Raw genomic sequence first — 11,744 nt, 5'->3', positions numbered from 1 at the left:
GTGGCGGCTGTACCGCATCGCGGCCAGCCCCCACGGTTTATGCACGGCCACCGCGTGCGCGCGGCGTGAAGACGGTGCGGCTTACAGGAACCAGGCGAAGGCGAACAGGCCCAGCATCGCGATCACCACGGCCAGTTTCAGCGCCAGGCCGAGCAGGATGCCGAGCCAGGTGGCCAGACCCACCTTGGTCGAGCGGCCCAGTTCACGGGTGTGCCAGTACTCGCCGGCCAAGGCGCCGATCAGGGGCCCGGCAAAGAGGCCGATCGGCATGAAGAACAGCCCGACGATGCTGCCGACGAACGTGCCCCACAGCGCCTTGCGGCTGGCACCGACCCGCTGCGCACCCACCACTGTGGCCAGTACGTCCACCAGCAGCGAGAGCAGGGTCAGTACGCCCAGCGCGACCAGGGTCGGCCAGCCGACGTGGGCGAAGCCGTCGGCCCACGCCGCAAGCAGCAGTCCGATGAATACCAGCGGGATGCCGGGGAGGGCCGGAAGGATGATTCCGGCGATGCCGACGAGGACAAAAATGACCGCTAGCAGATATAAGATGAATGAGAGTCCCATGCTGTCCCGTATGGTGGTCGTTTTGGGGTTGACAGTGAAAGATTTTGCCAGTTGCTTTTTCGTTTTGGGCGGGTTAAGTTGCAGTCGCTGAGCTTGGCAAGGTCACCGTGGATCGTGGCCTGATGAAGCAAGATCTTCCCGATCCGCTGCATCGATGCACCTCGCTTCCCCCTTGCTTGTCAGCCGCCCACCAGGCGTTTCCTACAACAAGAGAGAGTCACCAGGGAGTTAGTGAGATGTCTGATCGCGAGACCGGTACCGTCAAGTGGTTCAACGATGCAAAGGGCTTCGGCTTCATCAGCCGTGAAAACGGCGAAGACGTGTTCGTGCACTTCCGTGCCATCCAGACCCAGGGCTTCAAGAGCCTGAAGGAAGGCCAGAAGGTCACCTTCACCGTCGTGCAGGGCCAGAAGGGCCTGCAGGCCGACGCCGTTCAGCCGACCTGATCGCGCTGCATACCGTCAAATGAAAAGGCCCGCGCAAGCGGGCCTTTTCTTTGCCGTCGGCCCGATGCAGGTCAGCGCAGGATGACCTTGCCGTTGACCACGCGCACGTAGGTGTTCTCGCGGATGCCGCCGAGGTCGCGCTGGTTGACCACGATGGTGCGGCCATCGTCCATGCGCACGCTGATGTCGTAGGTATCGCTGGTCACGTTCTTCTGGATCTGGTTGCCGGCCAGTGCGCCACCGACCGCGCCTGCAGCGGCGGCGATGTTCTTGTTGCCGCGGCTGCCGCCGGTGTGGTCGGAGATCTCGTGGCCGGCCACGGCGCCGACGATGCCGCCCAGGATCGCGCCGGTCGCGCTGGGCGCGGTACGGCCGGACTGCACGGTGTTGATGCGGGTCACGATGCCGCAGTCGGCGCAGCGGCCCTGGTTGTAGCCACCATTGTTGCCGTAGCCGCCATTGTTGTAGCCGTTGTTGTAACCACCACCGCCGTAGCCGGGCGAGGTGGCACAGCCAGCCAGGGCAAGGGTAGCGATGGCGCTGGCGGCGATGAGCTGGATCTTCATGGGGCGTCTCCTGGCCGTGAAGGCGGGTGTCTGGGGTGGTACTGCGTCATGCAGCAGGGTGGACGAATCGTCCCCTTTTGAACGTGAACAAGGCGCCAACCGCGCAGGCCTTGTCCGGCTGCAGGATGAATGCGGCTCAGCGGAAGTCCTGGTGGCAGGCGCGGCAGTCGGCCTGCACCGTTTCCACCACCCGGGCCAGGGCCGTGCAGTCGCTGGGCGGCGCCGCCAGAGCGGCGTTGAGGTTGCCGCGCAGCTGGCTGGCATGCTGCTGGAACTGCGCGCTGTCCTTCAGCCCGGGAAAGGCCAGGTCCAGGTCGTTGGACAGCAGGCGCATCGCCTGCAACCGCGGCACGCTGTCGGCCAGGCTGCAGCGGTTCTGCTGCTGGGCCTGCTGCAGCAGCTGTGATTGCCGTTGCATCACCTGCATCAGGCTGTCCGGGAACGGATCGCGGCGGGCCTGCAGGGCGCGGCCGACCATCACCGTGGCGATCAGGCCGATCAACAGGCCCAGGCCGAGCACGAACAGATAGCGGTAGGCGGTGGACGGGCGGCGGGGCGGGCTGGCGTTCATGGCGGGCTCTCCGGATGGGTTCGATGCCGGCGCGCTGCAGGCGCTGGCGCCTGCACGTTAAAATAGCCGGATGAACGAACAGGTCAAACAACGCTTCGCCGGCATCGAACGGCTGTATGGCGTGGGCGCACTCGAGCGCCTGCAGAGCAGCCGCGTGGCGGTGGTGGGCATGGGTGGCGTTGGCTCGTGGGTGGTGGAGGCATTGGCCCGTTCGGCGGTCGGTCACCTGACCCTGATCGATGCCGATGACATCTGCGTGTCCAACACCAACCGGCAACTGCCGGCGATGGAAGGCAACTACGGCCGCAACAAAGCCGAGGCGATGGCCGAACGCTGCCGCGCGATCAACCCGGACATCGCGGTCGATGCCGTACAGGCGTTCCTGACGGTGTCGAACATGGCCGAACTGCTGGACCGTGGCTTTGATCTGGTGATCGATGCCTGCGACAGCTTCCGGGTCAAGGTCGAGACGATTGCCTGGTGCCGCCGCCGCAAGCTGCCGCTGCTGACCGTGGGTGCCGCCGGTGGCCGCACCGATCCCACCCTGGTGCGCATCCGCGATGTCTCGCGCACCGAGCACGACGCCATGCTGGCGTTGATCCGCAAGAAGCTGCGCAGCGAGTTCAACTTCCCGAAGAATGCCAAGCGCTACTTCGGCGTGCCGGCGGTGTATTCGCTGGAGAATGTGAAGTACCCGCAGGCCGATGGCAGCGTCTGTGGCATCCGCCCGAACCTGGGCGCTGATGCGGCATTGAAGCTGGACTGCGGCGCGGGCCTGGGTGCGGCGACCCACATCACCGGTGCGTTCGCGTTCGCGGCGGTCGGCAAGGCGCTTGAAATGCTGCTGGAGCCGAAGAAGGTGAAGGCCGAAGTGGTCGAGGATCACGCTGACGCGTGATGGCAGTGCCGGCCGCTGGCCGGCAACCCGGAATGATTGAATCAGCGCAGATGCCGGCCAGCGGCCGGCACCTACCGTTGCATAGCGGGCAGCGCGAACAGCCGCCGCGCGTTCTCCGTCGTGGCCTGGGCCACCGCGTCCAGCTCCATCCCGCGTAGCGCCGCCACGTGGCGGGCGATGATCGCCAGCCGTGCCGGTTCGTTGCGCTGGCCGCGGATGCCGGCGTCAGGCTGGTCCGGAGCGTCGGTCTCCAGCAGCAGCTGTTCCAGCGGCATCTCGCGCACCAGCCGCTGCAGGCGTTGCGCGCGTTCGTAGGTCAACGGGCCGCCGAGCCCGAGCAGGAAGCCCTGCCTGTGCAGTTGCGCTGCCTGTTCCGGACTGCCGGAAAAGCTGTGCACCACGCCGCGCAGGCCGCCGACGCGACGGATCGCGGCGATCACCGCATCCACCGCGCGCCGTGCATGCACGATCACCGGCAGCTCGAACTCACGGGCCAGTTCCAGCTGACCGATGAAATATGCCTGTTGCGCCTCGGCATCCAGGCCTTCAACGAAAAAGTCCAGACCACATTCGCCGATCGCGCAGGGGCGTTCGCGTTCGATCCACTCGCGCAGCAGCGGCAGGTGCCCAGGCTGGTGCTCGGCCAGGAACATCGGATGCAGGCCGTAGGCTGGGTACAGCCCCGGCGCCTGCTGGCAGACCTCGCGCAGCTTCGGCCAGCTGGCTGCGGTCACCGCCGGCACCACCTGCTGGTGCACGCCAGCGGCCTGCGCACGCTCGACCACCGCGGCGCGGTCGCGGTCGAACTCGCTGGCGTCCAGATGGCAGTGGCTGTCGACCAGCAGGCTCAATGCTGCTCCAGCGGCGGAGGCGTGGTGGTGTTGCGGCGCTTCCAGTTGGCCAGCAGCAGGGTGCCGAAGCCGAGCACCAGCTCATCGACGAACGGAATCGGGTCCGGGATGAACAGGGTCAGCGCGAACAGGCCCGCGGTGAGCTTGAACAGGGTGGGGTAGCGCAGCCGGCGCGCCCATTGCAGTACCGGCAGCAGCATCGGGTTGGCCATGGCGGGGGTCCTCCTGGGGAATATGCAAACGCTACCACGGGCCCAGCATTTCCCGATGCTGAATGGGTTACGGGAATGAGCAGGAAATGTGGAGATTCCGTTCAGGCAGCGCATGCTGCAATCTGATTCGAGAACGTTGCGGATGGTCCGCAAGGAGCAGGTCATGAAAAGCACAACTACAACTGTCCTGGTCGCAGCGGGCGCGCTGCTGGTCGGTGGCATCGCCACTGCCGCCTTCATGAAGAGTGGCGACAGATCGCCCGATTCCATCAGCGCCGGAACCCCCAATGGTGAATCGCGCCTGGTCGATGGCAACGCCACCGACGATGGCGCGCGTGGTGACACTCTCGACCCGACCGCACCGCGTGGGCTGGAATATGCCGATGTGCTGAAGGTCGACCCGATCACCGAGAAGCAGAAGGCCTACGCCACCGTGATCGGCACCGACGCGGTGCGTGAGACCTCCACCACCCAGACCCCGCATGAAGTCTGCCAGGACGTGACGGTGCAGGAGCGCCTGCCGGAACGTGACGGCAACGTCGGCGGTACCGTGGTCGGTGCTGTGGTGGGTGGCCTGCTGGGCAACCAGGTCGGCGGCGGCAATGGCAAGAAGGCCGCCACTGCGGCCGGCGCGGTGGCCGGTGGCTTCATCGGCAACCAGATCGACAAGCGCCATGTGGGTGGCCGCGTGGTCAACCGCACCGAGCGCCAGTGCCACACCGAGACCGCGACCTCCGAGTCGAGCCGCGTCACCGGCTACAACGTGACCTACCGCAACGAGGACGGCACCACCGGCACCATGCGCATGGCCAGCAAGCCGGGCAACCGCATTGCCATGGGTACCAACGACGTGGTGAAGGGGTACAACGTGACCTACCGCTACGACGGCGCCGAGAAGACGGTGCGCATGGACAACAAGCCGGCCAGCGATCGCCTGCCGGTGGTCGATGGCCAGCTGGTCACGCAGACCGCTGCTGCCGGTGCCACGGCGGCCAGCACGGGCCAGTAATCCAGACGCCGCATGCAGTACCTGACGGGCCGGCTTATGCCGGCCCGTTTCGTTGCAGCCGGCGAAATTCATCCGCGCGGGGCGCGAATCCACCATCATGGACGCTTCCTTCGACATGGAGCCGGCATGAGCATCTTCGACCTGCGCATCGAAACCGAGCGCCTGATCCTGCGCCCGCTGCTGCGCGAGGACTACGAACCGTATCTGGCGTTCTGCGCCGATGAGGAAACGATGCGCACCCTCGGTGGCGTGCAGCCGCCTTCGGTGGCCTGGCGTGGCTTCTGCAGCCTGGCTGGCGCCTGGCAGCTGTTTGGCTTCTCGATGTTCAGCGTGATCGAGAAATCCAGCGGTGACTGGATCGGGCGGATGGGGCCCTGGCAACCGCAGGACTGGCCCGGTACCGAGGTCGGCTGGGGCATCCGTCATGCCAGCTGGGGCCGGGGCTATGCGCCGGAAGCGGCGGTCGCAGCAATCGATTGGGCGTTCGACACGCTGGGTTGGGACGAAGTGATCCACACCATTGCCGAGAACAACGACAACTCGCGGGCCGTGGCGCGCAAGCTCGGCAGCACCCTGCTGCGCATGGGGGAGTTGCCAGCGCCGTACAACGACAAGCCGATGCAGATCTGGGGCCAGTCGCGCGAGCAGTGGCGGCAGCGCGCGCGCTGAGCCTTGCCCGGTAGTGCCGGCCGCTGGCCGGCAACCGCGTTGCGGCAGATTCGCGCGATTGCCGGCCAGCGGCCGGCACTACCGGGTTGCCATGCTGCACCCGCGCTTGGCATTCATCGGCGCGCTTGCCAGACTGCACGCAGCTGGCCGCCGGCCGGATCCGATGGAGCAGGCGATGGTGGAAGAGCGCGTCCCGTTGACGGTGCATGGCATGTCGGTCTCGGGCAATTGCCACAAGGTGCGCCTGCTGCTGGAGCAGCTCGGCAGCCGCTACCGCTGGGTGGAGGTGGACAGCGCCCATGGCCAGACCCACACCCCCGAATTCCTGGCGTTGAATCCGAATGCCAAGGTGCCGCTGATCGTCCGCGACGATGGCCGCGTGCTGACCGAATCCAACGCGATCCTGTTCTGGCTGGCCGAGGGCACGCCGTACCTGCCCACCGATGGCTGGGAGCGCGCGCAGGCGTTGAGCTGGATGTTCTTCGAGCAGTACACGCACGAGCCGTGCGTGGCGGTGGCGCGCTTCATCCGTGGCTGGACCCCCGCTGATTCACCGCGCCGAGCCGAACTGCCGCGCCTGCACGAGCGCGCCGCCACCGCGCTGGCAGTAATGGAGCAACATCTGCGCGAAGCGCAGTGGTTCACCGGCAACGGATATGGCGTCGCCGATATCGCGCTGTTCGCCTACACCGACGTGGCGGCAGAGGGCGGTATCAGCCTGGAGCCATTCCCGGAAGTGCGTGGCTGGCTGCAGCGCGTGCGTGAACAACCGCGTTTCCTGCCGATGCCGGCTGTGACTGCCGAAGTGCGCTCGCGATTCGAGGCCGCGTGACTCTCACCAAGGTGACCCCCACAGGGTAGCGTCTGGCCAGCGCCGGGCGGAATGCAACAACGACACGGAGGGTGTTCGATGTTCGCTGTGGTTCCAGATCCGATTCCCGCACGCATGCGCGTGCTCAACCGCGCCGAAGTGTGCGACGTCAACTTCCTCGATGCGGTACGTGGCTGGCGCGGCACCCCGCGTCCGCGCCCGGCACCGGATGCGCCGATCCTGCCGGGCAGCACGCTCACTGCCGCCGCGTTTGGCGAGCTGTTCGATTCGCAGCTGGCCAGCCGCCAGCTGGACCTGATGGCACGCGTGCTGCGCGTTCAGAACAAGGTCTTCTACACCATCGGTTCCTCCGGCCACGAGGGCAACGCGCTGCTGGCGCGGGCCTGCCGGCATACCGATCCAGCCTTCCTGCACTATCGCTCTGGTGCCTTCATGGCCGAGCGTTCGCGCCAGGTGCCGGGCATCGATCCGCTACGCGATGCCGCGCTGTCTTTCGCCGCCAGCGCCGATGACCCGGCCAGCGGGGGCCGCCACAAGGTGTGGGGCAGCAAACCGTTGTGGGTGCTGCCGCAGACCTCGACCATCGCGTCGCACCTGCCGAAAGCGCTGGGCACCGCGCTGGCCATCGAGAGCGGCAAGCGCCTGGGGCAGCCGTTGCCGATCCCGGCCGACAGCATCGTGCTGTGCTCGTTCGGCGACGCCTCGGCCAACCATGCCACCGCGCAGACCGCGTTCAACACCGCGATGTGGTCGGCCTACCAGAAGCTGCCGGCGCCGATCCTGTTCGTCTGCGAGGACAACGGGCTGGGCATTTCAGTGAAGACGCCGGAAGGCTGGATTGCCGAGCGCTTCAGCCGCCAGCCGGGGCTCGACTATTTCTTCGCTGATGGTCTCGACCTGGCCACCGGGCACGCCCAGGTGCAGGCGGCGGTGGAGCACTGCCGGCGCACGCGGCGACCCACCTTCCTGCATCTGCGCACCACCCGCCTGATGGGCCACGCCGGCACCGACTTCGAGGTGGAATGGCGCGCGCTGCCGGAGCTGTGCGCGGCCGAGGCGCAGGATCCGCTGCTGCGCTCGGCGCAGATCGCGATGGAGTCGGGCTGGATGGATGCGGCTGCCATCGAAGTGGCCTACGAAACGATGCGCGCGCGCTGCATGGCCGCGGCGGCGGATGCCGAAGGCCGCCCGACGCTGCAGTCGCTACAGGAGGTGATGGCGCCGCTGGCACCGTACACGCCGGCGGCGGTGCAGGCCGAAGCGCGGCGCGAGGTGCCCGCCGATGCGCGCGAAGCGCTGTATGGCGGTGCGGAGGCCCTGCCCGAGCGGCAGGCACCTCGGCACCTCGCCATCCAGATCAACCATGGGCTGCAGGAACTGCTGGCCAAGTATCCGCAGAGCCTGCTGTTCGGCGAGGACGTCGCGCAGAAGGGCGGTGTCTATACCGTCACCAAGGATCTGCTGCGCCGCTTCGGCCCACGCCGGGTGTTCAACACCCTGCTGGACGAGACCATGATCCTGGGCATGGCGCAGGGCCTGGCCAACATGGGCATGCTGCCGATTCCGGAGATCCAGTACCTGGCCTACCTGCACAACGCCATCGACCAGGTGCGCGGCGAAGCGTGCTCGCTGCAGTTCTTCTCCAATGACCAGTACCGCAACCCGATGCTGGTTCGGGTGGCCGGGCTGGGCTACCAGAAAGGCTTCGGTGGCCACTTCCACAACGACAATTCGATCACCGCGCTGCGCGACATTCCCGGCCTGGTGGTCGGTTGCCCGTCGCGCGGCGACGATGCGGTGATGATGCTGCGCACGTTGGCCGCGCTGGCGCGGGTGGACGGGCGGGTGGCGGTGTTCCTGGAGCCGATCGCGCTGTACATGAGCAAGGACCTGCATGCGCCGGGCGATGGCCAGTGGTTGTTCGACTACCCCGCCCAGGGCCAGGCGCTGGTGCCGGGCGAAGGGCGGGTCTATGCGCCGGAGGCAGGCGACCTGGTGGTCTACACCTATGGCAATGGCGTGCCGATGGCGCTGCGCGCGGCGCGGGCAATCGAGCAGCAGCTGGGCTGGCAGGTGCGGGTGGTCGACCTGCGCTGGCTGGTGCCGCTGGATGCTGGTTTCATCGCCGCGCAAGCCGCCAGCGCCCGGCGCGTGCTGGTGCTGGACGAGGGCCGCCACAGTGGCGGGGTGGGCGAGGGCGTGGTCACCGCCCTGGTCGAGGCCGGTTTCGGCCACCTGCCATTGCGCCGGGTCTGCGGTGCCGATACCTATACGCCGCTGGCGGGGGCAGCAATGTTCGGGCTTCCAAGCGACAATGCGGTGATTGGCGCCGCCCTTGAACTGGCGCAGGAACCTTGATGCATGTGTGGATTGGCGGGAATGTTGTTGCCGGCGCCGGTGGCGTCGGCCGAGGTGCTGCAGGCGCAGGTCCTGGCCATGGGCGAGGCGCTGCACCACCGCGGGCCGGATGATGGCGGCAGCTGGGTCGATGCCGGGGCCGGCATCGCGCTGGCGCACCGTCGGCTGAGCATTCTCGACCTGTCGCCGCTGGGCCACCAGCCGATGGCCTCGTCCGATGGTCGCTACGTGATGGCTTACAACGGCGAGGTTTACAACTTCGCCGCCCTGCGTGCCGAACTGGAGCCGCTGGGACACGCCTTCCGTGGGCACTCCGACACCGAGGTGCTGCTGGCAGCGATCCTGCAGTGGGGCATGGAAGACACCCTGCAGCGCTGCAACGGCATGTTCGCCATTGCGCTGTGGGACCGCCAGGAGCAGTGCCTGTGGCTGGCCCGCGACCGTGTCGGCAAGAAGCCGCTGTACTACGGCTGGGCCGGCGACACGCTGGTGTTCGGTTCGGAACTGAAGGCGCTGTGGCAGCACCCGGCCTTCGACAACGACATCGACCGTGACGCCCTGACCCTGCTGCTGCGGCTGGATTACATTCCGGCGCCGCACAGCATCCACCAGCGCTGCTACAAATTGATGCCCGGGCGCGTGCTGCGCCTGGATGCGGAAGCCGTGGCGACGGGTGCGGCCGCGCACCGGCCGGAACAGGCGCAGCGCCCGTACTGGGATGCGCGTGCGCGCATGCAGGCGGCGCTGGCTGCGCCGTTCCAGGGCCGCATCGAGGAAGCCGAGGAGCAGCTGGACGGGCTGCTGCGTGACGCGGTGGCGCTGCGCATGGTGGCCGACGTGCCGGTGGGCGTGTTCCTGTCCGGCGGCACCGATTCGTCGCTGGTGGCCGCGCTGATGCAGGCACAAAGTGGCCAGCCGGTGCACAGCTTCAGTATCGGGTTCACCGGTTCGGGCCACGACGAGGCGCCGCTGGCCAAGGAACTGGCCGCGCATCTGGGCTGCGACCACACTGAACTCTACGTCAGCGGTGCCGATGCGTTGGCGGTGGTGCCGCAGTTGCCGGCGATGTTCGACGAACCCTTCGCCGATGCCTCGCAGGTGCCGACCGCGCTGGTCGCCCGCCTGGCGCGGCAGGGCGTGACCGTGGCGTTGTCCGGCGATGGTGGCGACGAGCTGTTCTTCGGCTATACCCGCTATGTACGCGCGCTGCGCAACTGGCAGATGCTGGGCCGCGTGCCGGGGCCGCTGCGGCGCTGGATGGGCGCGCGCTCCCAGCAGCAGGGCGAGGCCTCGCGTACCGGCGGCCTGGCCGCGCTGTTGGCAGAATCCGGCGCGCGTGGCATCGGTGACGTGTACCGCAACCGAATCTCGCGCTGGCGCGACCCGGCGGCGGCAGTGCCCGGGGCGCAGGCCGCGGGCAGCTTCTACGACCTGGCCGACCCGTTGCACGGTGCCGGCACACCGGCCGATGCGATGATGCTGGCCGATTACGTGACCTACCTGCCGGATGACCTGCTGTGCAAGGTCGACCGCACCTCGATGGCGGTCAGCCTGGAAGCCCGCGCACCGCTGTTGGATTCTCGCGTGGCCGAGTTCGCCTGGTCGCTGCCGCTGGGCTTCAAGCGCAGTGAAACCACCAGCAAGGTGCTGCTCAAGCGCGTGCTGGGCCGCTATGTACCGCAGTCGATGGTGCACCGGCCCAAGCGTGGTTTCGGCGCGCCGGTCAGTGACTGGCTGAAGGGCGACCTGCGGCCGTGGGCCGAAGACCTGCTGCAGCCGGCACGGCTGGAGCGTGAGGGCGTGCTGTCGGCTGCCGCGGTACAGCCGCTGTGGCAGCAGTTCCTCGGCGGCCAACGCAAGTGGCATACCCATCTGTGGAACGTGCTGATGTTCCAGGCCTGGCAGGCGCATTGGCGGCAGGTGCGCGCGGGCGTGACCGGCGGCTGATCTTCACCGGCATGCAAGGGCCCGGCGACTAGGCTGGGCCTCCCGCACCGTGAGGAGTATGTCCCGATGTCCGTCCCCACCATCGCCGTGTTCGTCGGCAGCCTGCGCAAGGATTCCTGCAACCGCAAACTGGCCCATGCGCTGGAGAAGATTGCCGGTGACCGTGCGCGCTTCCAGTACGTGCAGATCGGTGATCTGCCGCTGTACGACCAGGACTTCGATGGCCAGTATCCGGCGCAGGGTACCCGGCTGAAGGACCAGGTCCGTGCCGCCGATGCGGTGCTGTTCGTGACCCCGGAATACAACCGGTCGGTGCCGGGCGTGCTGAAGAACGCCATCGATATCGGCTCGCGCCCGTACGGTGACAGCGCGTTTGCCGGCAAACCGGCGGCGGTGATCGGCGCCTCCATCGGTCAGATCGGCACCGCCGTGGCCCAGCAGCACCTGCGCAACAGCCTGGCCTTCCTGGACATGCACGTGCTCGGCCAGCCCGAGGCGTTCATTCATTTCAAGGACGGCCTGATCGATGCCGATGGCACGGTCCACAATGAAGGCACGCAGAAATTCCTGCAGGGCTACGTGGACCGGTTCCTGGCGCTGATCGCGGTTCACGTCAAGGGCGATTGACGCCAGCGGTTGCCAGCCCCATCTGCGATAATGTCCACTCGGGTGCCGCAATGGCGCCCGTCGCAGGCAGTGCGACGCTCCCACGCCAGTCTGGCCAGGCACCGGCGGATATCCCCCGTTTCTCCACGGCTTATCCACAGGCTTGTCCATGGCCGCCGGGGTCGGCGCATGCCTACACTCGTCCGGCCCAC

13 protein-coding genes are annotated in these 11,744 nt (G+C 67.5%); 8 read left to right on the top strand and 5 right to left on the bottom strand.

Going from position 1 to position 11,744, the window contains the following annotated elements; genetic code table 11:
- Window positions 1-81: 81 nt before the first annotated feature.
- Window positions 82-567, bottom strand: coding sequence for a DUF456 domain-containing protein (locus MG068_RS13765; protein ID WP_049398758.1), 486 nt, complete (start codon window positions 565-567; stop codon window positions 82-84).
- Between the two features lie 236 nt (window positions 568-803).
- Here MG068_RS13765 and MG068_RS13760 point away from each other — a divergent pair, with 236 nt between their 5' ends.
- Window positions 804-1,013 (top strand): cold-shock protein, encoded by a 210-nt coding sequence (locus MG068_RS13760; protein ID WP_005410290.1) that lies wholly within the window; start codon window positions 804-806, stop codon window positions 1,011-1,013.
- Window positions 1,014-1,084: 71 nt separating this feature from the next.
- On the opposite strand, the gene MG068_RS13755 is transcribed toward MG068_RS13760, so the two are convergent.
- Together MG068_RS13755 and MG068_RS13750 are read right to left on the bottom strand one after the other, a co-directional pair.
- A complete protein-coding gene (locus MG068_RS13755) occupies window positions 1,085-1,579 on the bottom strand; it encodes a glycine zipper 2TM domain-containing protein (RefSeq protein WP_010486804.1) in 495 nt (164 codons plus the stop codon).
- A gap of 136 nt (window positions 1,580-1,715) precedes the next feature.
- Entirely contained in the window at window positions 1,716-2,150 is a 435-nt protein-coding gene (locus MG068_RS13750; RefSeq protein WP_049398757.1) for a cytochrome c, read from the bottom strand.
- 70 nt (window positions 2,151-2,220) lie between these two features.
- Here MG068_RS13750 and MG068_RS13745 point away from each other — a divergent pair, with 70 nt between their 5' ends.
- Window positions 2,221-3,048 carry a tRNA threonylcarbamoyladenosine dehydratase gene (locus MG068_RS13745; protein WP_049460567.1) on the top strand — a complete coding sequence of 276 codons (828 nt, stop codon included), beginning with the start codon at window positions 2,221-2,223 and terminating at the stop codon, window positions 3,046-3,048.
- A 71-nt stretch (window positions 3,049-3,119) separates the two neighbouring features.
- On the opposite strand, the gene MG068_RS13740 is transcribed toward MG068_RS13745, so the two are convergent.
- A complete protein-coding gene (locus MG068_RS13740) occupies window positions 3,120-3,899 on the bottom strand; it encodes a TatD family hydrolase (RefSeq protein WP_049420901.1) in 780 nt (259 codons plus the stop codon).
- Window positions 3,896-4,111: a DUF6116 family protein gene (locus MG068_RS13735; RefSeq protein ID WP_049398753.1), complete on the bottom strand. Its 216-nt coding sequence runs from the start codon at window positions 4,109-4,111 to the stop codon at window positions 3,896-3,898. Before MG068_RS13735 ends, MG068_RS13740 begins: the two co-directional genes overlap by 4 nt.
- A gap of 163 nt (window positions 4,112-4,274) precedes the next feature.
- Here MG068_RS13735 and MG068_RS13730 point away from each other — a divergent pair, with 163 nt between their 5' ends.
- The 6 genes from MG068_RS13730 (at window position 4,275) to MG068_RS13705 (ending at window position 11,553) form a co-directional block, all read left to right on the top strand.
- On the top strand, window positions 4,275-5,120 hold the full coding sequence (locus tag MG068_RS13730) for a glycine zipper 2TM domain-containing protein (protein WP_132810479.1): 846 nt from the start codon (window positions 4,275-4,277) through the stop codon (window positions 5,118-5,120).
- Window positions 5,121-5,246: 126 nt separating this feature from the next.
- Window positions 5,247-5,789: a GNAT family N-acetyltransferase gene (locus MG068_RS13725; protein WP_049460564.1), complete on the top strand. Its 543-nt coding sequence runs from the start codon at window positions 5,247-5,249 to the stop codon at window positions 5,787-5,789.
- A gap of 175 nt (window positions 5,790-5,964) precedes the next feature.
- A complete protein-coding gene (locus MG068_RS13720) occupies window positions 5,965-6,621 on the top strand; it encodes a glutathione S-transferase family protein (protein ID WP_107433133.1) in 657 nt (218 codons plus the stop codon).
- Window positions 6,622-6,699: 78 nt separating this feature from the next.
- Window positions 6,700-8,979, top strand: coding sequence for a thiamine pyrophosphate-dependent enzyme (locus tag MG068_RS13715; RefSeq protein WP_132810478.1), 2,280 nt, complete (start codon window positions 6,700-6,702; stop codon window positions 8,977-8,979).
- 3 nt (window positions 8,980-8,982) lie between these two features.
- A complete protein-coding gene (asnB, locus tag MG068_RS13710; protein ID WP_132810477.1) occupies window positions 8,983-10,926 on the top strand; it encodes an asparagine synthase (glutamine-hydrolyzing) in 1,944 nt (647 codons plus the stop codon).
- A 66-nt stretch (window positions 10,927-10,992) separates the two neighbouring features.
- Window positions 10,993-11,553 (top strand): NADPH-dependent FMN reductase, encoded by a 561-nt coding sequence (locus MG068_RS13705; RefSeq protein ID WP_132810476.1) that lies wholly within the window; start codon window positions 10,993-10,995, stop codon window positions 11,551-11,553.
- Window positions 11,554-11,744 lie beyond the last annotated feature (191 nt).

The organism is Stenotrophomonas sp. ASS1 (genome assembly GCF_004346925.1).
Taxonomy (GTDB): Bacteria; Pseudomonadota; Gammaproteobacteria; order Xanthomonadales; family Xanthomonadaceae; genus Stenotrophomonas; species Stenotrophomonas maltophilia_A.
Note: the sequence above shows the minus strand (reverse complement) of the source record. Positions and strands in the feature narration are given on the sequence as shown.